17 protein-coding genes are annotated in these 26,180 nt (G+C 61.0%); 11 read left to right on the top strand and 6 right to left on the bottom strand.

Translation table 11 applies throughout. The features are described from left to right. Nucleotides 1-235 precede the first annotated feature (235 nt). Nucleotides 236-1,801: a YifB family Mg chelatase-like AAA ATPase gene (locus tag MSL71_RS08705; RefSeq protein ID WP_180138849.1), complete on the top strand. Its 1,566-nt coding sequence runs from the start codon at nt 236-238 to the stop codon at nt 1,799-1,801. A 320-nt stretch (nt 1,802-2,121) separates the two neighbouring features. On the opposite strand, the gene MSL71_RS08710 is transcribed toward MSL71_RS08705, so the two are convergent. Then, nucleotides 2,122-3,732 (bottom strand): sigma 54-interacting transcriptional regulator, encoded by a 1,611-nt coding sequence (locus MSL71_RS08710; protein ID WP_180138852.1) that lies wholly within the window; start codon nt 3,730-3,732, stop codon nt 2,122-2,124. A 496-nt stretch (nt 3,733-4,228) separates the two neighbouring features. On the opposite strand from MSL71_RS08710, the gene MSL71_RS08715 reads away from it, so the two are divergent. Next, nucleotides 4,229-5,752, top strand: coding sequence for an OmpP1/FadL family transporter (locus tag MSL71_RS08715; protein ID WP_281374459.1), 1,524 nt, complete (start codon nt 4,229-4,231; stop codon nt 5,750-5,752). Between the two features lie 250 nt (nt 5,753-6,002). Here the strand turns inward: MSL71_RS08715 and MSL71_RS08720 are convergent, their stop codons facing one another. Next, the gene (locus tag MSL71_RS08720; RefSeq protein WP_246317750.1) at nt 6,003-6,818 is read right to left on the bottom strand and encodes a DeoR family transcriptional regulator; all 816 of its coding nucleotides are present in this window, start codon (nt 6,816-6,818) and stop codon (nt 6,003-6,005) included. A gap of 438 nt (nt 6,819-7,256) precedes the next feature. On the opposite strand from MSL71_RS08720, the gene glpA reads away from it, so the two are divergent. Together glpA and glpB are read left to right on the top strand one after the other, a co-directional pair. Then, nucleotides 7,257-8,819: an anaerobic glycerol-3-phosphate dehydrogenase subunit GlpA gene (gene glpA / locus MSL71_RS08725; protein ID WP_218950974.1), complete on the top strand. Its 1,563-nt coding sequence runs from the start codon at nt 7,257-7,259 to the stop codon at nt 8,817-8,819. Further along, on the top strand, nt 8,812-10,110 hold the full coding sequence (gene glpB / locus MSL71_RS08730; RefSeq protein ID WP_180138856.1) for a glycerol-3-phosphate dehydrogenase subunit GlpB: 1,299 nt from the start codon (nt 8,812-8,814) through the stop codon (nt 10,108-10,110). The genes glpA and glpB overlap by 8 nt, the downstream gene beginning before the upstream one ends. Nucleotides 10,111-10,206: 96 nt before the next feature. On the opposite strand, the gene MSL71_RS08735 is transcribed toward glpB, so the two are convergent. After that, nucleotides 10,207-10,821 (bottom strand): single-stranded DNA-binding protein, encoded by a 615-nt coding sequence (locus MSL71_RS08735; protein WP_180138858.1) that lies wholly within the window; start codon nt 10,819-10,821, stop codon nt 10,207-10,209. Nucleotides 10,822-11,262: 441 nt separating this feature from the next. On the opposite strand from MSL71_RS08735, the gene MSL71_RS08740 reads away from it, so the two are divergent. From MSL71_RS08740 to MSL71_RS08765, 6 genes are all read left to right on the top strand, one after another. Beyond that, nucleotides 11,263-13,029, top strand: coding sequence for a Na/Pi cotransporter family protein (locus MSL71_RS08740; protein WP_180138860.1), 1,767 nt, complete (start codon nt 11,263-11,265; stop codon nt 13,027-13,029). A gap of 313 nt (nt 13,030-13,342) precedes the next feature. Beyond that, a complete protein-coding gene (locus tag MSL71_RS08745) occupies nt 13,343-14,530 on the top strand; it encodes a THUMP domain-containing class I SAM-dependent RNA methyltransferase (RefSeq protein WP_180138862.1) in 1,188 nt (395 codons plus the stop codon). 681 nt (nt 14,531-15,211) lie between these two features. Further along, nucleotides 15,212-17,377 carry a SulP family inorganic anion transporter gene (locus MSL71_RS08750; protein WP_180138864.1) on the top strand — a complete coding sequence of 722 codons (2,166 nt, stop codon included), beginning with the start codon at nt 15,212-15,214 and terminating at the stop codon, nt 17,375-17,377. A 203-nt stretch (nt 17,378-17,580) separates the two neighbouring features. Further along, on the top strand, nt 17,581-19,005 hold the full coding sequence (locus MSL71_RS08755; protein ID WP_180138866.1) for a transferase: 1,425 nt from the start codon (nt 17,581-17,583) through the stop codon (nt 19,003-19,005). Between the two features lie 133 nt (nt 19,006-19,138). Beyond that, a complete protein-coding gene (locus MSL71_RS08760; RefSeq protein WP_180138868.1) occupies nt 19,139-19,627 on the top strand; it encodes a PTS sugar transporter subunit IIA in 489 nt (162 codons plus the stop codon). Nucleotides 19,628-19,629: 2 nt separating this feature from the next. Next, nucleotides 19,630-19,965, top strand: coding sequence for a hypothetical protein (locus tag MSL71_RS08765; protein ID WP_180138870.1), 336 nt, complete (start codon nt 19,630-19,632; stop codon nt 19,963-19,965). A gap of 300 nt (nt 19,966-20,265) precedes the next feature. Here the strand turns inward: MSL71_RS08765 and MSL71_RS08770 are convergent, their stop codons facing one another. Together MSL71_RS08770 and MSL71_RS08775 are read right to left on the bottom strand one after the other, a co-directional pair. Continuing rightward, nucleotides 20,266-21,621, bottom strand: a complete 1,356-nt coding sequence (locus MSL71_RS08770) for a cation:proton antiporter (protein ID WP_180138872.1) — start codon at nt 21,619-21,621, stop codon at nt 20,266-20,268. After that, entirely contained in the window at nt 21,618-22,790 is a 1,173-nt protein-coding gene (locus MSL71_RS08775; protein ID WP_180138874.1) for a cation:proton antiporter, read from the bottom strand. Before MSL71_RS08775 ends, MSL71_RS08770 begins: the two co-directional genes overlap by 4 nt. A 75-nt stretch (nt 22,791-22,865) precedes the next feature. On the opposite strand from MSL71_RS08775, the gene MSL71_RS08780 reads away from it, so the two are divergent. Next, nucleotides 22,866-23,357: a 2-thiouracil desulfurase family protein gene (locus tag MSL71_RS08780; RefSeq protein ID WP_180138876.1), complete on the top strand. Its 492-nt coding sequence runs from the start codon at nt 22,866-22,868 to the stop codon at nt 23,355-23,357. Here MSL71_RS08780 and MSL71_RS08785 read toward each other — a convergent pair. Further along, nucleotides 23,341-25,806 carry a penicillin-binding protein 1A gene (locus MSL71_RS08785; protein ID WP_180138878.1) on the bottom strand — a complete coding sequence of 822 codons (2,466 nt, stop codon included), beginning with the start codon at nt 25,804-25,806 and terminating at the stop codon, nt 23,341-23,343. The genes MSL71_RS08780 and MSL71_RS08785 overlap by 17 nt on opposite strands. Nucleotides 25,807-26,180 lie beyond the last annotated feature (374 nt).

Consider the following 26,180-nt stretch of genomic DNA (forward strand, 5'->3'; position numbering starts at 1 on the left):
TCCGATAAACGCATCAGGCGTGTCGACATCCTATGCCCTGTGAGGGCCGTCTGTCTGTGCGTGGTATCACTCGTAAAGTCGACACACGCGGGTGGATGTGGGTGCCGTGGTCCGTGGCCCCTGATTATTCGGAAAAATCTCAACTTAGTGGGTTTATATATCAAATACCATGAAATATCAAAGCCATTGTCATCCCGGAGCCCCGGGGCTCCCTGGGGGGTGAAAAGGAGGGGGCGTGCTGGCCAGGGTTTTCAGCAGTGCACTGGTGGGGGTGGAAGCCCGGGTGGTGGATGTGGAGGTGGATATCGCCCGCGGACTTCCGGCCTTTACCACGGTGGGGCTTGCCGAGACCGCCGTACGGGAGAGCCGGGAGCGGGTCAAGGCGGCGGTGACCAATTCCGGTTTTCAGTTTCCCAGGGATCGCATCACCGTCAACCTGGCCCCTGCCGACATGCGCAAGGAGGGCACGGGCTTTGACCTGCCCGTGGCCTTAGGGGTTCTCACGGCAACGGGCATGGTGCCCCAGGGCGCGGCATCGGGCTTTTTGATCTGCGGAGAGCTGGCCCTGGACGGACGTGTCAAGCCGGTGCGAGGCGTCCTGGCCATGGCCATGGAGGCCGGGCGTCGTGGGATGAACGCGGTGATGGTCCCCAGGGACAACGGCGTCGAGGCCTCGGTGGTGCGGGGCATCAGGGTCTTTGCCGTGGGAAGCCTCTCCGAGGCCGTGGGGTTTTTTAAGGGCATCCATCCCCTGGTGCCGGAGCCGCCCTTTGACGGGCTGGAGCCCGGTGCCGGCAGCTGCCCTGTGGATTTTTCAGATATCGTGGGCCAGCATCATGCCAAGCGGGCCCTTGAGATCGCGGCGGCAGGGCGCCACAACCTCCTGATGAACGGGCCTCCGGGATCCGGAAAAACCATGCTTGCCCGCGCCCTGCCCTCCATCTTGCCCACCCTCTCCTTTGATGAGGCCCTGGAGACCACCCGGGTCCACTCCGCAGCGGGCCTTCTGGACAGAAGCACGCCCCTGGTCACCATTCGCCCGGTGCGCTCGCCCCACCACACCATCTCCGATGCGGGTCTCATCGGCGGAGGACAGAACCCCATGCCCGGGGAGGTGAGCCTCGCCCACAACGGGGTGCTGTTTTTAGATGAACTCCCCGAGTTCAAGAAACGGGTCCTGGATGTCCTGAGACAGCCCCTGGAAGATGGGGATGTCCACATCGCCCGGGCCCGCATCAAGGTTACCTACCCCAGCGACACCCTCCTTGTCTGTGCCATGAACCCCTGTCCCTGCGGGTATGCCACCCACCCCGGCCGGGAATGCCGCTGCTCCTCCGTGCAGGTGGAACGATACCAGGAACGCATCTCCGGCCCCTTACTGGACCGCATTGACCTCCATGTGGAGGTGCCCGCCGTCTCCTTTGACGAACTCTCCGGACGGAAACAGGCCGGGGCAGAGCCGTCGGCCGCGGTGCGGGCCCGGGTGGTGGCCGCCGTGGCCCGGCAATCACACCGGTTCAAAGACCTTTCCGTCCGGTTCAACGGCCAGATGGGAAGCCGCGAGGTAAGAGCCTTCTGCCAGGTGGGCCCGGACTCCCGGGACCTGCTTGAAGCCGCGGTGAAACGCCTGGGCCTTTCAGCCCGAGCCTGGATGCGCTGCCTGAAAATGGCCCGTACCATCGCCGACCTCGAAGGCGCCGATGCCATCGATACCCCCCACGTGGCCGAAGCCATCCAGTACCGGGAGATCTTCTCCCGGGCCGACGAACGGGAACCCTGGGAAGCAACCTGCCCCAGTTGAAAGCGTGCCTCCGGCGGCCAGGGAATAAATCCCCTGGACCCCAGGTTGCGAAAGCCCTCCCCCTTCGTTCCTCAGGGGAAGAGCTTTCGCGAAGATTTTTGTGAAATTGAGCAAAACCTGTTTGTCAAACCCAAGACATCTAATTGGCAAAAGTTTGGCCCCCGGCAGGGCCGCCGGAGGCATCATTAGAAAGAGTGACGAGGTGCCGAATCGTGGGCTTGACATCCGTTTTTCAGGCACCTATAAGCCCTTAGCCCTTAGCCCTTAGCCCTTAGCCCTTAGCCCTTAGCCCTTAGCCCTTAGCCCTTAGCCCTTAGCCCTTAGCCCCCCATCGTTTCCTTTTTAAGGTGTCGCCACAGGGTTGCCGTGCCGATGCCCAGGATGCCGGCGGTCTCTTTTTTGTTGCCGTTGGTGTGGGCCAGGACCTTGTGGATGTAGCGGTGGGTGAGGTCTTCCAGGCTGGGAAGGTCGCCGTCGATGCTGTCGCCGGAGGGTGTGGTGTGCCGGGCTTCCGGGAGGTGATCGGTGTCGATGGGGGTGTTGCCGGCGAGGATCAGGCCGTGTTCCACCCAGTTTTCGAGTTCGCGGACGTTACCGGGCCAGGTGTGGCCTTGCAGGGCTTTTTCTGCGGCTGAGGAGAACCCCGGGTGATCCGGAGCCCGTTTTTTCAAGACGGCGTGGGCCAGGGGGAGGATATCCTCTTTGCGCTGGGCCAGTGAGGGCAGGGTGATGGGAAAGACCGACAACCGGTAGTAGAGGTCCTGGCGAAAGGAGCCTTCTCGGGCCATGGCGGCCAGGTCCCGGTTGGTGGCGGCGACGATGCGGGCCTTGACGGGGATATCCTCCAGGCCGCCCACCGGGCGTACTTCTCTTTCCTGCAGGGCGCGCAGGAGTTTGCCCTGGACGGGCAGGGGCATGTCTCCGATTTCGTCCAGAAAGATTGTGCCCTCCCCTGCGGAGACAAAGAGCCCTTTTTTTGTTTTCTCCGCGCCGGTAAAGGCTCCGCGCACGTGGCCGAAGAGTTCGGATTCCAGGAGCTCCGGGGGCAGGGCCGCGCAGTTGATGGCCAGGAAGGGGGCATTGCTGCGGCGGGATCCGGCGTGGATTCGGCGGGCCACAACCTCCTTGCCCGATCCGCTCTCCCCTAAGATAAGGACCGTGGCATCGGTGGGGGCCACCTTGTCGGTGCGGTCCAGCACGGCCCGAAAGCCCGGATCCCTGCACACCGGGTCGGCTGTTGCGAAAAAGGGCGGGGCCGCGGCCGGGCGATTTTCAAGGCCCAGGATTTCCCTCAGCTTGGTGATGTTGCTCTCCAGGGCGTGGTCGCCCTCATCATCCATGTACGGCGGGGCTTCGCCGTGGTCCCATGCCGTCGCCGGTTTTCCTTCAAAGTGGCATTCCGCTGTTCCCATGGCCTGGCAGGCCGTTTCCCTCACCACAATTTTCTCTCCGAACACCGCCGAGGCATATCCGCTGAGGATGGCGCACAGGGCCAGGCACACCGGCCGGCTGGCATGTCCCCTGTTTTTGCGGCTGTTTGTTTTGAGGTAGATGGCGGTTTCAAAGGATCCGGCCCACCGGCCGCTGAATCGCACCAGCTTTCCCTCGGGGGTGATGTCCAGGGAGGTGATGCGTTCGTTACAGTAGCCGGTGAAGTTCCGAAGCCTGCTCCCTGCGTGCAGGTGCTCCGAGGCCGATGAAAAGGCGCAGAGCCCGGACAGGGTTGTGGCCTGGCCCAGGCCGACTTCGTAGCCCAGGTTTTCGGCAATGCGTCGGCGGGTTTTTTTGTCCACCATTTCGGTGAAGTCCCGGTAAAACCGTTCCAGGGTGGCGATGCTGACGCCCAGGACACGGCTGGGGCCGAAGAGGGGGAACCCGTATTGGGGGTCCCGGGTGATGAGTTGCGACGGGGAGAAGGGGTCGGACAGCATAATGATCACCTCTGTGAATGTGGGCTTATGGTTTAAATTTTGTATCATTTTGAAACTATGATTTCAATATGAAACGAAAGGGCGCGTAACCTGTCCGTTCCATGATTCTGTGAATGTGGTGGAATGATTACTCAATAACCATTGTTCACATGATGGCACGATGGTTGCACAATTGACTTACGGTAGAAGAGTGGTACAGTGCTGCGCGGTTTGAGTGAACGCTGGTCGCATGTGTAGAAGGCGTCATTAACTTTTGAACCGGGCTTTAATATGCACCTGATGTGTAGTGTTCCGTACGGTCGGTTTTTTGACTCTGAGATCGGTGTGCTGGGTCGCAACATTCCCGATATCTTGCCGGAAACCTCCCTGGAAAGGGCGATCCATGGTGGACGGCGGGACGGTGTTTATGGATGGGGCACTGGTATGAAGGGATGATTCCGGTCCCGAGTTTCGAGCGTCGCTGCTATGTTGACATGCTATGTGTAAGGAGGAAACAATGGTGAAACGTTTTGCTTGTGCGGCGGCCTGTGTGCTTGCCGCTTCCACGATGGCTTATGCAGGTTCAGTGGATACATACGGTATCGGTGCCAGGGCCACCGCCCTGGGCGGGGCCTATGCGGCCACGGCCGACGACCCTTTTGCCGCGTACTACAACCCGGCGGGCCTCTCTCAGATTGAGGGCAAGGTCTTCTCTGTGGGAGCCCTTGCGGTGGATCCCACCATCGAGATGTCCCAGTTTACGGTGACCAACCGCTCTGACATGTCGGAAAACCTCATCGAGCCCACGGATTTCAGTGACGACTCCGACCTTCTCGTGGCCCCCCACCTGGGCTATGCCCAGAAGATCAGCGAGCGTTTCGCTTTGGGCGTTGCCGCCTACGCCCCCTGGGGCATGGAGCTGGACTGGGAAAAGGACCCTACGAAAAACCCGGGCTCTTACAGTGCCTATCACTCCTACTATAAGCGGTATGGCGTGACGCCTTCCCTTTCGTACAAGGTGAACGATAAACTCTCCTTTGGTGTGGGGGTCACCATCGGCAAGTCCGAGGCCGGTGCAGATACGAGTAAGTATCTGATTTCCAATACCACTGAGTTTGTGGGGAAACTGATCGACAATGCCGATACGATCAGCAAGAAAATGGGAACAGGTCCAATTAATAACGTTGCGGGTGCTGCCGTTGTGTATGCGAATGCAGCGGCTGCCGACCCTGAAAAGTATGGGGAGGCAGCGGCCTACTCAGCCAAGCTGAGCGCAGCCGGGATTGTGGACGGAAGTGAATTTGGGAACCTTCCCTCCCCCGACCATCAGGCCGCCATCGGCATGGAGTTGGAGGATGATGTAAACTATTCGTACAACATCGGTGTGATGTACAAGCCCAAGGAGACCATTACCCTCGGTTTGACTTACCGCAGCGAGTGCGATGCCGATTTTGAAGGCGACGTGTTTAAAGACGGTGTCAAGGTTGCAACGGCAACGATGGACTACAATCATCCCCAGCAGATACAGGCCGGTGTACGCTACCAGCCCCATGACAAGTTCTCCATTGAATGCGACCTTGTCTGGACGGACTGGAGCATTAACAAGGACCAGGTGTCCAAGCTGTCCAACCCCATAGACATTGGCGTGTTTCCTGGTGCTGATCCCATACAGAGTGGCATGGAAGAAGCCTATGAAAGGGACTGGGAAGACACCAAGCAGCTCCGCTTCGGCATGGAATACATCATCAACGACATGATCACCGTGCGCGGCGGTTACTTCTACGACCCCACGCCCATCCCCGACAACACCCTGGACATGCAGTGGCCTGATGCGGACAAGAAGACCTACTCCCTGGGAGCCGGTTTCAACTTCGGTCGCTACACCATCGATGCGGTGTTCCAGTACACGGACATCGAGCAGGCCCGTGTGGTGGGTGGCGAGAGCACGAACCTCAACGAAAGCTTTGCAGGCAACGTGGTTTCAGCCAGCGCCGACGGCTACATCGTGGGCGGGGGCGTGACCCTGACAGCCCGCTTCTGATTTTTTCCAGTCTCCCGGCACCGGCGACCGTCGGTGTCCTCGGGGGAGGGGCACCCCGCCATCGCCATTGGCCCCTTCCCCGGCATTGCAGCGATGGGCCCGGGCCCTCCTGGGTCCGGGTCGTCACTGCAGACATTGGTTGTGAGCACAAAAAAAGCCGTGCATCGGCAAAAAAAAGGGCCGCCCCGGATGGGGGCGGCCCTTTTTGCGTTCGAATGCAGCAATGGTTCGTTCGGCTGTTTTCAGGGGGTCAGTGTTTGCCGCCGTGTGCGATGTGCAGCTTCACGTCGCCCCGCTTGATGATCTCAAGGAAGGAGGCCGGGGGGGTGCGGTCGGTAAAGAGGGCATCCACCTCTTCCAGGTTGCCGATACGCACCATGGCGCTTCGGTTGAACTTGGAGTGGTCGGCCACCAGAAAGACCTGGCGGGAGTTGCTGATGATGGCCCGGGCGATGCGCACTTCGTTGTAGTCGAAGTCGATGAGGGTGCCGTCGGGGTCGATGCCCGCCACTGAGATGATGCCGAAATCCACCTTGAACTGGCTGATGAAGTCGATGGCCGCCTCTCCGGTGATGCCGAGGTCGTGGTTTCGGACCACGCCCCCGGAGACCAGGATCTCAAAGCCCCGGTTCTGGCCCAGGATGGACGCCACGTTGAGGTTGTTGGTGATGACCCGCAGGCCGGTTTTGTCCACCAGGGCCCGAGCCACCTCTTCGGTGGAGGTTCCGATGTCCAGGAACAGGGAGGCGTTGTTGGGGATGAACTGGGCCACGTGCTGGGCCACACGGATTTTCTCTTCCGAACACAGCGATTTTCGGGTGGAGTAGGTGAAGTTTTCCACGCTGTTCAGGAGACCGGCGCCTCCGTGGTAACGCTGGAGCAGCTTGGCGCTGCACAGGTTGTTGATATCCCGCCGGATGGTCTGGGGCGTCACGGAGAAGTGCTGGGAGAGCCCTTCGATGGAGACAAAGCCTTTTTCAAGGACCATGTCATAGATCGCCTTCTGACGTCTCGGCAGCGTTCGGATGACATCTGCTGCGTTGTATTCCCGATCCCCGGTGTTCACCTCTACTCTCCTTGATTTTCGGTTTTGATGAGAACGAACCTGCAAAGTTTAATGTGTGATAGCATCGTAATTCCTTTTTCTCAAGAGCTATTATCCCGATTCTCTGTGCCGGAAGCAATAGTTTTGGGTTTTCAAATCCGAAAATTTATGTTGTATTGTGAACAATCTGCTGGATGTGGATGATCAAAGGATCGATTCCGAACCTTGTGAGGGAACCGGACGCGCTGGAAATGCCATGGAGTTTATGGTTGAAAACCAAAGGGTTTACCGCAGCGTGCCCGCCGGGTATCCGAAATGTGTGTCTGTTTTGGAAAACGAACATCCTGAGCTGCGGGGGATCTTTTGACGGGCGGTCTCGGTCCATGCATGGAATGCGGGGGCGCTGTTGCACTGACGGGCAGGTCCTTAATCTGACTCTATAAGACGGAGCATCATGGGATGATGAAGCGAATAAAAGCGGATGTAACGGTCATCGGGGCCGGAGCGACCGGGTGCGGCGTAGCGCGCGACCTGGCGCTTCGGGGATTGAAGGTGTTGCTTGTGGAGCGCGGGGACGTCAACTCCGGCGCGTCGGGGGGCAACCACGGCCTTCTCCACAGCGGGGCGAGGTATCTCTATTCGGATCGGCACTCCGCCGAAGAGTGCCGGGATGAGAACGCCCTGCTCCGCGAGATGGCCCCCCAGTGCATCGAGGCCACCGGCGGCTTGTTTGTGGGTGTGGAAGGGGATGACGAAAATTACATGGCGGACTTTGAGAGCCTTCTGAGCCAGAGCGATATGCCCCACAGGCAGCTCGACGTGGCCGAGGCGCGTGCCATGGAGCCGAACCTCACCGGCGGCATTGTTGCGGCCTATGAGGTTGCCGACGCCACCGTGGACCCGTTTCGCCTTTCTCTGGACAACGTCTCCGACGCCCTGAGCCACGGGGCGGAACTCCTCTGCGGCACAGAGCTGGCAGGGGTGACCCGCAAGGGCTCCAAAGTGACCCATGCTCTTTTGAAACGCCGGGCAACGGGCGAGACCGTGGAGGTGGAAACCTCCTGCGTGGTCAACGCCGCCGGTGCCTGGGCAGGTCAGGTGGCGGCCATTGCCGGGGCCACGACCCAGGTGCGGTGCTCCAAGGGGAGCCTTCTGGTGACGGACCATCGCCTCACCACCCGGGTTGTGAACCGCCTGCGCCCGCCTTCGGACGCGGACATTGTGGTGCCCGGAGGCACCGTTTCCATTGTGGGGACCACGTCCTCCCATGTGGATGACCCGGATGCGGCCTGGCCCACCACCGATGAAGTGGATCGCATGGTGGAGGAGGCCATTCCCCTGTTGCCGATCCTTGAACGGACGCGGATGATCCGGGCCTACAGCGGGGTTCGTCCCCTGTTCGGCGCCGCCTCCGGCGGAGACGACCGCAGCGTCAGTCGAGGATTTGTCCTGATGGATCATGCGGAGGAGGGGGTGGAAAACCTGTTTACCATCACCGGCGGAAAACTCACCACCTACCGACTCATGGCGGAAAGGGCTGCGGACGCCGTCTGCCATTACCTCGGCACGGGGGGCCCTTGTCTGACCCGTACCCGCATCCTGCCGGCCAGTGGCGACGCCATGTGGACCGAGCCCGGTGCGGCCCCTAAAAAGTGGATGTCCGGTCACCAGGACGGTGACGGCATGATCTGCGAGTGTGAAATGGTCTCCGAGTCGGTCATCGGTTCCCTGGTGGCCTCCCTGGAGAGCCAGGGCCTTGCCCGGGGCCTTGTGGAAGTGGGCCTGCGAAGCCGCGTGGGCAAAGGGCCCTGCCAGGGGAGCTTCTGCGGGCTGAGGCTGGCTGCCTGGATGTACGGCCAGGGGCACGTGACAGGGGACGAGGGCCTCTCCGGTCTGGCCCGTTTTTATAAGGAGCGCTGGAAGGGGATGCGATCCGTCTCCTGGGGAGAGAACCTCGCCCGGGCGGAGCTTCATGAGGCCCTGCAGTGCGGACTCTTTGGAATGGAGGTGGGGCATGAGTAATGCAGCGGATATGGGCCTTACGGCCAGAGACCCCTGGGACGGCCAGCGAGACGTCGTGGTGGTGGGAAACGGACTTGCCGGAAGCGCGGCAGCTCTCTTTGCGGCTCAAAAAGGGCTCAAGGTTGCCGTGGTGGGCACGGGCAGCCAGCTGCCCCTGTCCAGCGGCCTGTTTGACCTGGCGGGCATGGTGCCCGGAGACAAGGGTTACTCCGCAGCCCCCTGGCAGACCGTTCAGGACCTGGTGAGCCAGGGGCCCGGTCACCCCTACGGAAAGGTCGGAGCCGACGCCATTGCCCAGGCGTTCAAAGGGTTCCTTGCGATTCTGGAAGAGGAAGGGCTGGGGTATCGAATCTGTGATACCAACGCCCGGGTGGTGACCAGCGTGGGGTCTCTCAAGGCCAGCTACGCCCTGCCCGAGACCATGGTCGCAGGGGCAACGGCCCTTGAGCAGGGTCTCAAGACCCTCATTGTCGGAATCCGAAGGCTCAAAGGGTTTGAGGCGAGCCAGGTGGCTCAGTCGGCAGCCCCCATCTGGCCCGGTCTTTCATCGGTTGTGGTGGCCCCCGAAGGCCTGGGGCGTCCCGGGGACATTTATCCCGAAGCCCTGGCGCGGGAGCTGGACCTTCCCGAAGCATGCGATCGGCTCATTGAGGCCATCCGCCCCCACCTGGACGGGCACAAGGCCGTGGGCCTTCCCCCTGTCCTCGGCATGGAGAAGAGCCGCGAGACTCTGGCCTATATGGAAAAGGGCCTGGGCGTTCCCTGTTTTGAAATCCCGGGCATGCCCCCCACGGCCGCCGGCGTCCGGCTGCGAGAAGCCTTGGACCGGGCCTTCTCAAGGTATGGTGTTGCGACCTTCGTGGGCGGGCGGGTCACAAAGGCTTCCAAAGGGGAGGGCGGGTTCACCGTGACCGCTTCCCTGAGGGGCGAGGAGCGGACCGTTTCGGCCCGTAAGATGATCCTGGCCACCGGCCGCTTCATGGGCGGCGGATTGGCCGGAGATCGGCTCCGGATCACCGAGCCCCTTCTGGATCTGTACGTCTCCCAGCCCCAGAGCCGTGACGCCTGGCACCGATGCGATCTCTTCCACCCCGAAGGCCACGCCGTGAACCGGGCCGGGATCATCGCCGATACGGCCATGCGCCCCCTGGACAGCGAAGGCAACGTGGTGGATCCGAGCCTGTTCGTGGCCGGCAGCATTCTGGCCCATCAGGACTGGAAGCGGGAGAAGAGCGGGGCAGGGATCTCCATTGCCACCGCCTTCAGGGCCGCGGCCTCCTGCAGCGTGTAAGTCTTCTGCGGACTGACAAGCGTGTGTTGAACAAAAAAAGCCCCCTTGCGTTGCAAGGGGGCTTTTTGCGTTGGGTCCCGGGCGTTTTAACAGGTCCTAGAAGGGGATGTCGTCGTCGGGCGGGTTGGTGAAACCGGGGTCACCGCCGCCGAAGCTTCCGCCCTGGTCAAAGCCGTTGCCCTGGGGCTGGGCTGCAGGCTGCTGGGGGGGCTGTTGTGCGGGCTGCTGGGGCGCGCTGTTGTAGCTGCCCGGGTAGCCTCCAGCGCTGCCGTAGCCACCACCCTGGTTTTGATTCTGGTTCTGATTGTATCCGCCGCCCTGATAGCCGCCGTTCTGGCCTCCGCCGAAGCCGCCACCCTGCTGGCCGCCGCCGTCTGCGTTGCGGCCGCCCAGGAAGGTGACCTGGTTGGCGATGATGTCGGTGGAGTATCGGGTAATGCCGTCCTTTTCATAGGAGCTGGTCTGGAGGCGTCCCTCGACGTAGACCTGCCGTCCCTTGGCGAGGAACCGGCCGCAGTTTTCTGCTGTTTTCCCGAACACGGTGATGCGGTGCCACTCTGTTCTTTCGGTGCGCTCTCCACTGTTGCGGTCCACGCGGACGTCGGTGGTGGCGATACTGAATTTGCAAATGGCAAGACCGCTGGGGGTGTAGCTCACCTCCGGGTCCCTGCCCAGGTTTCCGATAATCATCACCTTGTTTAAACTGGCCATGGATGCCTCCTTGGAAGGTCAAATCGAATGGGCCGGAGCCCTTTATTTACAGATCAATTGAGTAATGACAGCTTCGCAAAAAGTCGAACAAGCCATTATGAATGGATTAGATACAAGATATGGAAAGGGTTGTCAATCTGCTCGCCTTCCCATGCCGGGGCGGATTTCCGGGCCACAGGCGGGGTTAACCGGGGCGGGCGGGCTTCTTCGGGGAGCGTAAATCCTGTTGACGGTTGCCAAGTGCCTTCACTAAGATGATGAAATCCCATAGCCGAACCGGAGAGAAGCTCCCATGGCGGCTTTAAAAAAAACTGCAGGGATGGTGGGACCCCGAAAAGGGGATGCGCGCCTATGCTGTGACGGTTTTTTCAAAACGGGGTATGGCCTGAAGGGCGCGGGCAACGGGCGCTGAATGACCACTCTTGAGATGGCAGGTGTTGGATGAGGTCGAAACGGAACGTATGGGCCTGGCTCGTGGGGGCAGGCACTCTTTTTTTTGCGGCGGATGCCTGGGCCGACGGTCTTTCGGAGATTCACTGGGGATTTCAGATCATGGGGCTGATGGGGGGGCTGGCTTTTTTCCTCTTCGGCATGGAACTCATGAGCGACGGCATGCAGCGGGCGGCCGGGGACAGGCTTCGAACCATCCTGGCCAACCTGACCAAGAACAAGTACCGGGGGATGCTCCTGGGTATCGTGGTCACCATGCTGGTGCAGTCGGGCAGCGCCACCTCGGTGATGCTGGTGGGTTTTGTCCAGGCCGGTCTCATGCAGTTTATCCAGACCATCGGGGTGCTCATCGGGTCGGGCATCGGCATGACCATCACGGCCCAGCTCATCGCCTTCAAGGTGACCGATTACGCCCTTTTGATGATCGTGGCGGGTTTTCTCATCCGGCTCCTTGCCAAGAGGGACTCGGTGAAATCCTTTGGCGACGTGCTCCTGGGGTTCGGGGTCCTGTTTTACGGTCTCAAGCTCATGGGGGACTCCATGCGGCCCCTGCGAAGCAGCCAGGAGGTGATTACCCTGCTTTCGGGCCTTGAGAACCGGTTCCTGGGCCTTCTCATCGGGGTTGTGCTCACCACCTTGATCCAGAGCTCCACCGCCTTTATCGGTATCCTCATCGTGCTGGGCCTTGAGGGGCTCATCTCCCTGGAGGCGTCGATTCCCATGGTCCTGGGGGCCAACATCGGCACCTGTGTCACCGCGGGGTTTGCCAGCATCGGCGCCAACCGGGATGCCAAGCGGGTGGCCCTTGCCAACGTGATGATCCGGGTCATCGGGGTCATGCTGTTCATCGGGTTCATCCCCGAGTTTACCTGGTGCATTGCCTGGCTGGGGGCTGAGTTCAACTCCGACATTGCCCGTGAGATTGCCAACGCCCACTCCGTGTTTAACATCGCCATCGGCATCATCGTGCTTCCCTTCAGCGACGCCTTTGCAAGGCTCATCGTGCGGATGCTGCCGGAGACCTCCTGCCCCATCCCCAGGTATACCACCACCTTCCTGGATGAGAGCAAGATCTTCTCTCCGGCCCTGGCCGTTGACCTGGCCCGTTCCGAGATCTCACGCATGGCAGCGGCCCTGGAGTACCTGCTCAAGGCCGTGGCCATCCCCTTTGTGACCCAGAGCCCCAAGCGGGACAAGGTCTACCCGGAGCTGACCCTCATGGAGGGCATCGACATGCGCGAAGAGGAGATCGATTTTCTGGAGGAGAAGATCACCGACTACCTGCTCAAGGTGGCCCGCAGCGGGGCCTCGGACGCCCAGTTGCGCGTGGTCTACGCCATGGTCTCCATTGTCCGGGACATGGAGAGCATCGGGGATATCATTCACCGCAACGTGCTGCCCCTGATCCGGAAAAAGCATGCCCTGGCCCACGACTTCTCCGAAGAGGGCAGGGAAGAGCTCACCATCTATCACCAAAAGGTGTGCAAGCAGATCCGGCTCCTGAAAGAGGCCTTTGCCGAGCAGGACCTGGAGAAGGCCAACCGCATCATGGTCAAGGAACGAAAGTACCTGGACCTGGAGCTTCAGTACCGGGTCCACCACCTCGACCGGCTGGTGGGCAAGCAGGAGGCCTCCGTGGAGACCCACGAGGTCCATACCGAGTTGATGAACCTCATGGTTCAGATCATTGTCTACTCATCCAACATCGCCAAGACCTTCCTGGAGACCGAAACCCGGGAGAAGGCGCTGCTGATTTAATCAATAAGCCTCCGGCGGCCCTGCCGGGGGCCAAGCTTTTGAAAAGCTTGACAAACAGGTTTTTAAATTGCCCGGCCTCCTTGGAGGTAGTCCGGTTAACGCTGATAATCAACGAGTTGCGCCAACGAATCTTAGCCCTTCAAGGCTTGTCGTATCGCTCGTACAAACCACCAGCATATGTTTCGGGCGAAGCCCGAGCCGAAGGCCCTTGCGCTTTGGCCCGAGGAACGAGGGACAAAGCGCAAGGGCAATCTGCTTTCGAGGTGGCTCACCTCGCCGCCGGAGGCTTGTTTTTTATTTATGTTTTTTATTTTTGGAGGACCGGAGACTGGAAACACCTCAGGAGACGAAAAAAGGCGACACCGCCTTTGAAAAGAGGGTGCGCCGTCGTGTGGCGGGCCGAGAGCACACCTTTTATGTAAGTGCCGCACCGGGCCTCGGCGGGCTGCTGGCCCAGGAGGCCGAGGAGTGCCTGGGCCTTTCCGTGGCGCGGGTCACCGGCGGGGTGGAGTTTACCGCACGCCTGGAGGCCATGTGGCAGGCGGCTCTCTCCTTGCGCCTTGCCAACCGCATCCTGGTGCGCCTGGCAAGCTTCAAGGCCGAGAACTTTGAGAAGCTGGAGCGGCGTGTCGCTGAAATTCCCTGGGATCTCTGGCTCCCTGCCCATGCCGTCCCCGAGGTGGTGGTGACTTCCCACCACTGTCGTCTCTACCACACCGACGCCGTGGCCCAGCGGGTGGCAGGTGTGGTGGAAAAGGCCCTGCCCGGCGGGGAGGGGCAGGTGCCCCAGAAGATTTATCTGAGGGGGGAGGACGATCGCTTTACCCTCTCTTTGGATGCCGTGGGCGAGCCTTTGTACAAGCGCGGGGTCAAGACCCACGGCGGCCGGGCGCCCATCCGGGAGACACTGGCGTCGGCCATCCTCACCCTGGCCGGGTACACCGGGGAGGCGCCCCTGGCAGATCCCATGTGCGGTGCCGGGACCTTCAGCCTGGAGGCGGCCATGCGGGCAACCCGCACGCCCCCGGGCATGTATCGCCACTTTGCCTTTGAAACCTGGCCTTCCTTTCGGGAGAAAAGCTTTGCCCACATGAAGCGGGAGGCCCAAAAAGCACAGCACGAGGTGTCGGCCCCCGTGATCTTTGCCTCGGATCTGGACCAGGGGGCTGTGGAGCGCCTCGGTGCCACCCTGGAGGCGCTGCCCTTCGGCAAGGCCGTGGGGGTTGGGGCCGGGGATTTTTTCGCTCTGGATCCGGCCTCCTTTGCTTCTGAGCCCGGTGTGGTGGTGTTCAATCCGCCGTACGGCAAGCGGATCAAAGGGGGCAACGATGCCTTTGTGGTGCGCCTGCTGGAGCATCTCGCCACCCACTGGCGCGGATGGACCGCTGCCCTGGCCGTGCCAAAACAGCAGGTTCCCCGGCCCCTGCCCAAGGGGTTTCACGGGCATCCCATGTCCCATGGGGGGCTGGATCTCACCGTCCTCATCGGCCGTCTTTCCTGACGTCTTTTCTTCCGCTTTGCATCTGTCCGGGCGCATGACCGTGCGCCTGGAGCCCTCCTGTCCGATTCATCCCCCGACACATCCGAACTGCTCTGTTTTTTGTGCGATTGCGCCTTTTTTCTGATGCGGATCAAGGCCAAAAGGACCCTACGCGCGGTGAACGCCGTTTCGGGTCTGGGACCTGATTTTCGGTTTGAGTGTCCGCTTTGCCGGATGGGGAGACGCGCGGGGGGATGTCCGCGTCGGGGATTGATAAAAAATCAATGGGATTATTGACCGGACCTATTCATCGGTCAGGCGTTTGATTTTGCGTTCCCCCGGTACTCCTGCAAGAAAAAGATGAAGGGAATCATTTCGTTAGCGGCTTTACAATTGACAAAACTTTCATCGTCATATATCTGCATTCTAATTGCTCGAAAAGAACTTTTTATTTGGTTTGGGAAGGCCAATACGTGCTTTTCGGCAAGTAATCGCAAGTGGAACAGACGCCTGCTGGAGCACAAGGGACGAAACCACGCTCCAGGTGATGGCGTTTGTTGTTTTATGATCAATCGGCAGGGTTTGTGCAAGACCCTCTGCGGTTTGGACACCGGATATAAAAGGACAGGGAAGTTCCTTTTAAGAATAGGAAGAAAGAGGTTTATGTATTTAATTTTCTGATTTTCAGGGGGAAGTATCGTTATGTTGACCAAAGTGTTTCCATTTCTGCTCTGGTTCAAGGACTACGACACAGGAAAGTTCAGAACCGACGTGGTGGCCGGCATTACCGTGGCCATGGTTTTGATTCCACAATCGATGGCATATGCCCAGCTGGCCGGTCTTCCGGCCTACTACGGCCTGTATGCCGCTTTTCTGCCGCCCATGGTGGCGGCCCTTTTCGGCTCCAGTCGCCAGCTGGCCACCGGACCGGTGGCTGTGGTGTCGCTGATGTCGGCGGCATCGCTTGAACCGCTGGCCACGGCAGGGAGTACGGAATTCATCGCCTATTCGGTGCTGCTGGCCCTTACCGTGGGGACCTTTCAGTTCCTGCTGGGCGTGCTGCGCCTCGGCCTGGTGGTGAACCTTCTCTCCCACCCGGTGGTGAACGGGTTCACCAACGCGGCGGCCATCATCATTGCATCGAGCCAGTTCTCGAAGCTCTTCGGGGTCTACGTGGACAAGGCGCCTCATCATTATGAGACGATCCTCCATGTTTGCCGGTCGGCCCTTCACTACACCCACCTTCCGACCCTCGCCATGGGGGTCTTCTCCATCGCCATCATGGTGATCCTCAAGCGGGTCAATCCCAAGATTCCCAACGTGCTGGTGGCCGTTGCCGTCACCACGGTGATCTCCTTTGCCTTTAAGTTCAATCACGATGTGTTTGTACCTGCGGCGAGCATCAAGGCTCCGGCCATCACCGCCAAGATCGACGCATTTAACCGGGATGTGGCTGAGATTGCCAGCCTGGGGGCAGAGCGAGCCGCCCTTAACACCCGGCTCAAGGCCGTGGAGGATCATACCGAAGGGCCCATCCCCAGCTCCGAGCAGATGGAGCTGGATTACGAGCTGGCACGAATCAACGCGCGCATCGACACCCTGAAGGCCTCTTCTGGCTCCACGCGGGAGGCGCTGCGCCTGGTTCATTTCTCCGCACCCAAGGAGGCCGGGGAGAGTCCCGCCTTTTACGTGTGGGGCCAAGAACCCCAGGGCATGGAGACCGACGGGCGTAAGTGGCGCCTCAAGGTGGGGAACAAGCCCCTGGCCCTGGACGGCCTGAAGATGATCGGCGCCGGTGCCGTGGTGGGGGACATCCCCAAGGGCCTCAAGGTGGGCATCCCCGCCCTGCCCGACAACACCACCTTCCTGGGGGCCTTTATCCAGCTGCTGCCCTTTGCCGTGATCATCTCCCTTCTGGGCTTCATGGAGGCCATCGCCATTGCCAAGGCCATGGCAGCCAAGACCGGCCAGAAGCTGGATCCCAACCAGGAGCTCATCGGCCAGGGTCTGGCCAACATCATCGGCTCCTTCGGCCAGAGCTACGCGGTTTCAGGCTCCTTTTCGCGGTCTGCCGTGAACCTGCAGGCCAACGCGGTGAGCGGGATCTCCTCGGTGGTCACCAGCCTTATGGTGGCCCTGACCCTGCTCTTTTTCACCCCCCTTCTCTACCATCTGCCCCAGGCCGTGCTGGCCTCGGTCATCATGATGGCGGTGATCGGCCTGGTGAACGTGAAAGGCTTTGTGCACGCCTGGAAAGCCAAGCGGGCCGACGGCGCCATCAGCGTCATCACCTTCATCTGCACCCTCTACTTTGCACCGCATCTGGAAGAGGGGATCATGGTGGGGGTCGCCCTGACCTTCATCGTCTTCATCTACAAGAACCTGCGGCCCCGCGTGGCCCTGCTCTCCAGGTCCGAGGATCAGACCTTCCGAAGCTCTGTGAAGTTCGGCCTCAAGGAGTGCCAGCACATCGCCGTTGTCCGGTTCGACGGACCCCTGATCTTCACCAACGCCTCGTATCTTGAGGACAAGGTCCTGGAGTTCATCACCGAAAAGCCGGACCTTCGCCACATCCTCATCGAGTCCAGCGGCATCAACGACGTGGATGCCTCCGGGGAAGAGGCCCTGGCGATTCTCATTGAGACGGTGCGCGAGAGCGGACGCGGCATCTCCTTCAGCTCCATGAAGGAGGAGGTGGTCGCCGTTCTGGAACGGACCCACCTTCTGGAGACCATCGGCAAGGAGAACATCTACCCCAACGGGGAGAGGGCCCTGACCGCCATCTACCAGCAGATCCACAAAGAGGGCGCCTGTGGCGGGTGTCCCCTTTCCAAGTATCTGCCTGCGGAAGAGGCAGTCAGCGCCTGATCAAGGCCGAACCAAGGTGCAAGACGAGGGGGGACGGGCCATGTGCCCGTCCCCCGGCAACGAAGGACAACATTGCCGAACAGGACGGTCCATGGACCGTTTGAAGCCCGGACGACCATGCCGCCGTTTTTTTTCAAAAGGACGGCATGGGGGCAAAACCCCCCTTTCCTGTGGCGGCAATCGAAAAAAGGAGGTACCACAAGATGAAACAGTTGGAAAAACTCATTGATCGCGTGATCGCCCGGGTCAACGTGAACCTGCGGACGTTTTCGTTTGATGCGGAGCCCTATGCCAAAGATGTGGTTCCCTTTAAGCAGATGCTTCGCTTCAACGCCTTTTACGGCGTCACCAGCCACCACCCCCTCCACGTCAATTTCAAGAACTCCAGCCTGGCGGGCAGCTATTTTCTCGGCAAGTGCTTTACGGACAACGCCGTCCTGTACAAGACCGATGTGCGCGGGGACGAGCTCAAGCGCAAAGGGGACACCATGCTCTTCCAGGGCGCGGAAGTGCCCGTGGAAAAAGATGAGGAGATCCACATCAAGGACAGCTACCTCATCAAGGCCCTGATCCACAACTACTCCCACGACCCCGAAGCCCCGGAGGAGTTCCTGATCCGGAACACCATCGCCAGCTTTTATTCCAACATCCACGGCGCTCCGGTGGAAGGGTGCTATATCGCCCCCTTTGCCACCGTGGACCTGACCTCTCTGCACGGCTGCAAGGTGGGGACCTTTGCCTTTGTCCAGAGCGCCACGGACCTCTACCATGAAGAGATCCCCGACGGCACCATCTGGATCAACGGGGGCACCTTTGAATTCAAGTACACCTACGATCCCGAAGTGCTGGCCCGCTACATCAAGAACGTTCCCGGCGGCAAGCCCGAAGGGGTCCTCTGGGATTTCATGGAGGACAGGAAAGGGGATTACAGCGACATCTACAGCTCGGCTGTGAGCACCACGCCGGTGACTGTTTCCAGCAAGTCCGCCCTCAACCGGTACGCCTACGTGGCAGGGGACACCCACATCCATGAAAATGTCCTTGTTTCCCAGCGGGCCTACCTGGACAACGCCTGGATGGGGCCGGGCACCAATGCCCAGGAGCACTCCTACGTCATCAACTCCATGCTGGAGAAGAACGATGTCACCGCCCACGGCGCCAAGATCATCAACGCCAACTTAAGTGAGCGGGTGTTTGTGGGGTTCAACTCCTTTATCAACGGCAAGCCCGGCATGCCTGTTTCCATCGGCGCCGGTTCCATGGTGATGCCCCATACCATCATCGACGTGGAAGAGCCTCTGACCATTCCAGAGCGCCATGCGGTCTGGGGCTATATCAGAAACGCCGACGATCTGAAAAACCACAGCATCGCTTTGGACGATCTCTCCGAGGTCACCGGCGAGGTGACCCTGGGCAACCTGACGTTCTCCGGCAGCGGGTACGATCTGGTGCACGCCTTCGAGCACCGCATCGACCATATCCTGGAGGCCAACGGCGCTTTCTTCGGGGATGTCAGCAAGGTGAGGGGCCATGCCCAGGCCGGTCATATGATCTCCTTCAACACCCTGCAACCCTACCTGACAGGCAAGAGCAAGGGGATCTTTCCCACCATTGATATCCAGCCCTAAGGAAGAAACCCGGGTCCCTGGTTTTCAGGGGCCTTTCAAGGGGGATGGGGTGCCGTCCCCCTTGAAATGATGCCCGGCCTTGGGTATTCTTTGGCCATGCATCTCCCATTTATCTTAGGGGAAAGGGGTCGCCATGAAGATTCGAGAATGCCTTGACGTGAATCATATCTACGTGGGGGTTCACCTGCCCGGCAAGGACGACGTCCTGGCGTTCCTGGCGGACAAAGCGGCGGCCTCCGGCCTTGCCGCGGATGCCCCGACCCTTTTGTCCGGCTTCCGGGAGCGTGAAGAGAGCTTCACCACCGGCATCGGCCTGGGCATTGCCCTGCCCCACACCACGTCGCCTTTGTGCACCCGCACCACCCTGTTCCTCCTGCGCCTCACCCGGCCCGTGGACTTTGATTCCATCGATGATGAGCCCGTGGACGTGGTTCTGGCCCTGATCATTCCCACCACCAACCCGTCGGAGCACCTGCAGATCCTGGCCCGTACCGCACGCCTGTGCAAGCAGCAGGCCTTCCCCGAGGCCATTCGCCGGTCCCCGGATGCCGGGACCCTCTGGGAGACCATCCGGCGGATTGAAAAGGACGCGGAGATTGCCTGGTACGGCGGGGAGGTGTAGCCGTGTACCAGATGATGATCGTTGTGCAGAGCGAAGAGACCGCCGATGAACTTATCACCGGCTTTATGGACCTGGGCGTCACCATGAGCGCCGTGGTGGATGCCACCGACGCCCTGGAGATCATCAGCCACCATGTGCCCCTGTTTGCGGGCTTCCGTCTTATGGCAGGGGGCGGCATCACCCGCAGCCGCGCCATCTTCTCCATCGTGGAAACCGATGCCCTGCTTCGCCGCCTGAAAAAGTTCGTGGGCCGTACCATCTCCGGCCGACGCGAAGAGCGCGGGTTTTATACCGTCACCCCCATGACCGAAGGCGGCCCCCTCTCCAACCTGGTTTGATTCCTTCTTAAAAAATGCCTCCGTGGTCGCGAATGCTCCCGGCCTTCGTGCCTCAGTCCGATCCCATTCGCTGACGGGCTTCGCCCGTGAAGAAGGCTATCGGTTAACTCGGATAACCAGTAAACCATGGCTGCGCATCCAGTGGCTTAGACGCTTGTGAGCCAGCTCGGACAAACCATCTGCGTTCATGTCGGGCGAAGCCCGAGCCGAAGGCCCTTGCGCTTTGACCCGAGGAACGAGGGGCAAAGCGCAAGGGCAATCAGCTTTCGAGGTGGCTCACCTCGCCGCCGGAGGCAGGCTTTATCGCCGGTCTTTTCCCTCTTCTCCGGTCAGCACCAGGGCGCGTTTGAAGGCCACGGGGCCGATGAACTGGTTGATGGTGATGACGGCCAGGGTGAGGGTGGTGAGGTAGCTTGCGGTGAGCGGGTCTTTGCGTGCGATGATCTGGGTGAGGCCGATGGCCACCCCGGCCTGGGTGAGGTGTGCCATCCAGGCGAGGCGGCGTTCCGGTGCGGGGAGGTTTGCCATGCGCCCTGCAAGGCGGGTGGAGATGGCAAGCCCTGCGGCGCGGGAGGTGGCCAGGACCAGGGCCAGGGGCCAGCAGATGGCCAGGGCACCAAGGTCCAGGGAGGCCCCTGCCACCGAGAAGAAAAGCACGTAGATGGGCAGGGAGAGGCGCATGAGGTCCCCTTCGAGTTCTTCGCCGAAGGGGGTGGCGTTGCGGACCACAAAGCCTGCGGCGATGCAGATCAACAGGGGCTCCAGGCTGAGGTGGAGGGCGGTAAAGGCGCTGAGCTGGTGCCCTGTGAGCACGGAGAGGCGGGTGACGGTAAAGGCGATGAAGAGCAGAAAAAGGGCGTGGTCTTTTCCCACCCGCTTGTAAAAGGCGTTGATGCCCATGCCCAGAAGGGCCCCCATGGTAAGGGAGCCTGCCAGTTCGAGGCCCAGGACCCCGGCCTGGTGCCAGCCCGTGGCGCGGCTTCCGTCCAAAAGGGGGGAGAGCAGGGCCAGGGCCGCGGTGAACAGGACGATGACCAGCACATCCATGGCCACGGTGATGCCCAGGGCGGTTTCGGTAAAGGGACCCCGGGCGCGGCATTCGGTGATGATGGCCATGGCCGACGAGGGGGATCTGGCGATGGCGATGATGCCCGACAAAAGGGCCAGGGCCAGGAGCTGGGCCTGGGTGATCTGGGCGGTGAAGGCAAAGAAGGGGGCGGTGACCATGATGGCGCCGAAGACGATGAGGGGCACCAGCAGGCATTGAAAGGCCAGGTTGAGGCCCAGGGCCAGGCTGCGTCCCGACAGCAGGGTCCGGTCCAGGGCGGCCCCGGCGTGCAGAGCGATGAAGCTCAAGGCGATCTCGTTGATGAGCTGGAGCTTTTCCACGGTGTCCACATCGAGGAACTGGGTGACGTGGGGGCCTGCCACCACCCCTGCCAGTATGTAGCCGGTGATTTTGGGGATGCCCAGGTGGGCGAGGAGTTCGGCGGTGAGAAAGCCGCAGAGCAGGGTAGCTGCCAGGGTGATGTTGATGGCGCCTGCCACCTGCCAGCTGCTGTCGATGGGGATCTCCATGGACCAGGCGCACAGGGCCACGGCCATGGCCAGGGTGATGGCGTTTCGGACGATGCGGGTGGCGGGGCGAGGCGTCATGGCGTGGTCTCCCTTTTGGGGATCAGCTCGCCCCAGGTAAGCCGTCCGGAGAGGTCGCTGACCAGGGTGGCCAGGAGGATGGCGGTGACAAGGTTGTGGGTGATCGCTCCTGGAAAGGCGTGCTGGGCGTCAAAGCAGAGGGCCAGGGCCAGGCCTCCCTGCTCCATAAAGGCAATGCCAGCACGCCTGGGCAGGGCCACGCCGGTGTGCAGGTGGGAGATGAGCCATCCTCCGGCCAGTTTGGCTGACGAGCGCAGGAGAAGGTAAAGGACCGCCGTCAGCACAAGGCTCTGGGAGAAGGTGATGGCCCGGGCTCCCAGTAAAATAAGCAGGAGCAGGTAAAGGGGCTTTTCAAGGATGATCACCATGGATAAAATGCGGTCCCTGTACCGGGTGGTGTTTCCGAGGAAAAATCCGGTGATGGCGTTGGCCAGCAGGGGGGAAAAATGGTGGGTTGCCGCCAGCCCGCTCGTGAGGACCACCATGCCGGTGACAATGAGGAGCAGTTCTTCCCTGGGGCGCCGCTCCGAGAAAAAGAGGGTGTAGAGTACCACCAGGGCGGCGGTGCTCATGAGGACCATGGGAAGGTCGGTCTGGATGGACATGGAGAGCCGGTCCGGCAAAGGGTTGGGGGCGCAGAAGAAAAAGGCCGCTGCAAACACGGCGAGGCTGAGGAGGCTTCCCGCCGTTGCGATGCGCATCAGGGTCGTGACGGCCCGGGTGGGCTTCAGTCCCGGGCTGGCCATGACCAGTGCGGCCTGGGAGCTGCAGGCGGCCGTGGCCGCCGTCACCAGGGCCAGGGAGAGGGTGTGCCCCGGCTCCAGCAGGGGGAAAAAGAGCAGGATCACGGCCACGAAGAGAAGAAGGGTCATGCCGGTGTCCAGGATGACAGCAACCAGAAACGGCGGGGAGAGCCTCCGCATAAAGGGCAGGTCCAGCTGCAGGCCGTACATCAACCCCACCCACCCGGTGACCAGTCCGTCCAGGGGGTAGAGCTCCGTGGCGGTTTGTTCGTCGAGGATCCCAAGGAGGTCCGGGCCCAGGAGGTATCCTACCAGGAGAAAGGCCGCCCCCGAGAGATGAAAGCGGCTGCCCGGGCTCCCGTAGACCAGGTGGTAGCCGATGAGGGCCAGAAAAAGAATCGTGGAAAGTGTGATGAAAAGGGACATGTCTCATCCTGTGTCAGGGTGAAGGGCATGGTTTTGTTTCGGCAATTATATAGAAGGATGGAAGGAAAAGTAAACATGCCTCATGTGATGATCAGCGCCTGCCTGGCGGGAGAAAACGTTCGGTACAACGGAATTCCCGTGGAGGATGTGGACAAACGGCTCAAAAAGTGGCTGGCGGAGGGAACGGCTGTTTTGTTCTGCCCGGAGGTGGAGGGCGGACTGGTCACCCCCCGGGACCCGGCTGAGATCATCGGTGAGGGGGGCGGAAAGGCCGTGCTGGACGGCACGGCCCGCGTGGCAACCGAGAAGGGGGAGGATGTGACCGAAGCCTTTGTGGACGGCGCCCGAAAGGCCCTGGCCTTTTGCCTGGAAAAGGGCATCCGTTATGCCCTGCTCCAGGAGAGAAGCCCCTCCTGCGGGAGCCACCTCATCTACGACGGCCGCTTTCAGGGGACCCGCGTTCCGGGCCGCGGCGTCACCGCGGCCCTTCTTGAACAGCACGGCATCCGGGTCTTCAGCGAGGCCGAGATCGATGCCCTGGAATCTGCCTTTACAGGTTCTCTTTAAAGATTTCGTCGCGGTCCGCTTCCCGGGTGAGGGGCTGGGACTGCTCGGTGGGAACGGTGCCCTCTTTGAAGCATTCAAAGAGGGTTTTTTTTGTGTCCGGGCCGGGCAGGAGACCGGTTTCGGTGTCGATCTTGGCAAAGACCACCCCTTCGGGCACCTCAAAGACCTTCACGGGTTTGTCGGCGAGGATCCCCTTCATGAAGCTCAGCCAGATGGGGCTGGCGGCCCGTGAGCCGGTTTCGCTTTTGCCCAGGGGCGCTTTCTTGTCGTTGCCCACCCAGACCCCGGTGACGTAGGTGGGGGTGTAGCCCATGAACCAGGCATCGTAGAGGTTGTTGGTGGTGCCGGTCTTGCCGGCGGCAGGGCGTCCGAGCTTGCGTACGCGCCTGCCCGTGCCCTCTTCCACAACGCTTTTCAAAAGGCTTGTCATGAGGTAGGCGGTGGACGGCTCAATGGCCTGGTTTTTGATGGGCACGGCCTCTTCCAGGACGTTTCCGTCCCGGTCTTCGATGCGGGTGATGAAGGTGGGTTCCACCAGATAGCCCAGGTTGGTGAAGACCGAGTAGGCCCGGACCAGCTCCAAAAGGGAAACCCCGGAAGACCCCAGGGCAATGGAGAGGTCTTTGTTGATGGGGGAGGTGATGCCCAGTTTGCCTGCGTAGTCGATGGCGTAGGTTACCCCGATCTCTTTCAGGATCTTGATGGTGATGATGTTCATGGACTTGGTGAGGGCTTCCCGCAGCAGGGTGGCTCCGTGGAAGGTGCGCTCGTAGTTGTTGGGCTTCCAGGTGAAGTCCCGGTCTTCGTCCAGGTAGACCACCGGGGAGTCGATGATCACCGTGGCCGGGGTGTAGCCCTTGTCGATGGCGGCGGCGTAGACAATGGGCTTGAACGCGGAGCCCGGCTGCCTCCGGGACTGGATGGCCCGGTTGAACTGGCTGTTCTGGAAGTCGCGTCCGCCGATCATGGCCTTGACGTAACCGGTGTCTGCCTCGATGGAGAGCAGGGCCGCCTCCGAGGTGGGGTCCTGGTGGAGGGCCAGGGACCAGAGCTCGGACTTGCTGAGGAGGGCCTGGGTGTCGGTGCCGGGGTTGTCGGTTCCCCACTCGCCCTTGCCGTCATACATGCCGGTGACTTTGACAAGGATGAGGTCTCCCTGGGTGAGGGCCTCCGAGGGTTTTTTGATGCGGTCTTCCCAGTAGCCTCTGTTGATGTTGGGTTTTCTGGCCCATTTCATGTTGGCCAGGGGCAGCACACCGCGCCGGTTGCCGCTGCGGACCAGCACCTCACCGCTTTTGTCGTCCACCTTTTCCACCACCCCTTTTATGATGGTGCCGTCGGAGATGGTCTTGCCCTCCATCTCCCGGGCGAGGTCGGCGGCGGTCTGCTCTGCCTCGGCCGGTGTAAGGTGGCCAAGGGGGCCCCGGTAGCCCTGGCGACGGTCCAGGGCTTCAAGGCCCTGAGTCACGGATTTTCGGGCGATCTTCTGCATTTCGATGTTCACGGCGGTCTGGATCTTGAGGCCCCCTTCGTAGAGGGCGTCGGCGCCGTATTTTTTCTCCACGTAGCGTCGGACGTATTCGGTGTAGCAGGGGACCTTTTCGATGTACCAGTTGCGCCTGGGCTTGATGTCCAGGGGGGTGGCCATGGCTTCGGTGGCCTGGATGTTGGTGATGTAGCCCTCCTCCACCATGCGGTTGAGGACGTAGATCTGCCGCTGCTTGGCCCGCTCTTTGTAGCGGAAGGGGGAGTAGCGGCTGGGGGCCTGGGGGAGTCCTGCAAGGATGGCGCATTCAGCCAGGTTCAGGTCCTTGGCCGGCTTGCCGAAGTAGTTTTCCGCGGCGGCCTCCACCCCGTAGGCGCCGTGGCCCAGGTAGATCTGGTTCAGGTAGAGGTAGAGCACCTCGTTTTTGCTGAAGCTTTTGTCTAGCCGGTAGGCCAGGATCGCTTCCTTGATCTTTCGTTTGTAGTTCCGGGCCGGGGTGAGGAAAAAGGACTTGGTCACCTGCTGGGTGATGGTGCTGCCCCCCTGGACAATGGCACCGGCCTTGAGGTTTTTGGTAAAGGCCCGGACGATGCTGAACAGGTCAATGCCCCGGTGCTTGTAAAAGCGCGCATCCTCGGCGGAGACAAAGGCCTGGAGCAGCTGGGGGGGCATCTCGGACAGGGGAATGACAATGCGTCGCTCCCGGAAGAATTCCCCGATTTTGCGGCCGTCGTCCGAGGTGACCACGGTGACCGTGGGGGGCCGGTAATCTTTCAGCTGGGTGATTTTGGGCAGGTCGGCGCTGAAGTAGAGGTAGATGGAAATACCGGAAACCAGGGCGAGACAGAACCCCAGGAGCGCAACCCGCAGCAGAAAACGGAAGATACGCCGTTTTCTGGGGGCGGGCTCGGGAGGGGTAGCGTCGGTGGTGTTCGGGTCGCGGTGATCTGGGGTATCGGTCATGACAATCTCTTTGTTAGCTATGATATCGGGGGGGCGGCGCCATGGCATATTCCCCCACTGTATGCAGCCTCTCTTTCCCTGGGGGAGGAGGGCATGGGATCGTTGTGGGATGTCGTCGTACAATCGAAAAAAACTATCAAGGATTGGACCCCGATGCAAGGGGCGGGAATGAAAAAGCAATTGACAAGGGCGGAGGCAGCGATTAGGCAAAGGAGCATGCCCGGCTCGGACGCCGGGGATCTGCGGCGCGTAAGCGGCAGGGACCCCGGGCGGAGCCCCTTCGGTGACGGTACGTACCGTCGGGGTCGATCCGTGGCGGATTCTGGTGTGAAACAGCGTGATGTGCGGGGCCGTGTGCGGCCCGGCGCGAAAAC

It is taken from the genome of Desulfoluna butyratoxydans, from assembly GCF_900699765.1.
GTDB classification, from domain to species: Bacteria; Desulfobacterota; Desulfobacteria; order Desulfobacterales; family Desulfolunaceae; genus Desulfoluna; species Desulfoluna butyratoxydans.

Coding starts and splice junctions, on each gene's coding strand:
- MSL71_RS08750 (WP_180138864.1), top strand. CDS start 15,212: ATGTTGACCAAAGTGTTTCCATTTCTGCTCTGGTTCAAGGACTACGAC.
- MSL71_RS08775 (WP_180138874.1), bottom strand. CDS start 22,790: ATGTCCCTTTTCATCACACTTTCCACGATTCTTTTTCTGGCCCTCATC.
- MSL71_RS08715 (WP_281374459.1), top strand. CDS start 4,229: ATGGTGAAACGTTTTGCTTGTGCGGCGGCCTGTGTGCTTGCCGCTTCC.
- MSL71_RS08740 (WP_180138860.1), top strand. CDS start 11,263: ATGAGGTCGAAACGGAACGTATGGGCCTGGCTCGTGGGGGCAGGCACT.
- glpB (WP_180138856.1), top strand. CDS start 8,812: ATGAGTAATGCAGCGGATATGGGCCTTACGGCCAGAGACCCCTGGGAC.
- MSL71_RS08760 (WP_180138868.1), top strand. CDS start 19,139: ATGAAGATTCGAGAATGCCTTGACGTGAATCATATCTACGTGGGGGTT.
- MSL71_RS08735 (WP_180138858.1), bottom strand. CDS start 10,821: ATGGCCAGTTTAAACAAGGTGATGATTATCGGAAACCTGGGCAGGGAC.
- glpA (WP_218950974.1), top strand. CDS start 7,257: ATGATGAAGCGAATAAAAGCGGATGTAACGGTCATCGGGGCCGGAGCG.
- MSL71_RS08785 (WP_180138878.1), bottom strand. CDS start 25,806: ATGACCGATACCCCAGATCACCGCGACCCGAACACCACCGACGCTACC.
- MSL71_RS08780 (WP_180138876.1), top strand. CDS start 22,866: ATGCCTCATGTGATGATCAGCGCCTGCCTGGCGGGAGAAAACGTTCGG.
- MSL71_RS08755 (WP_180138866.1), top strand. CDS start 17,581: ATGAAACAGTTGGAAAAACTCATTGATCGCGTGATCGCCCGGGTCAAC.
- MSL71_RS08710 (WP_180138852.1), bottom strand. CDS start 3,732: ATGCTGTCCGACCCCTTCTCCCCGTCGCAACTCATCACCCGGGACCCC.
- MSL71_RS08770 (WP_180138872.1), bottom strand. CDS start 21,621: ATGACGCCTCGCCCCGCCACCCGCATCGTCCGAAACGCCATCACCCTG.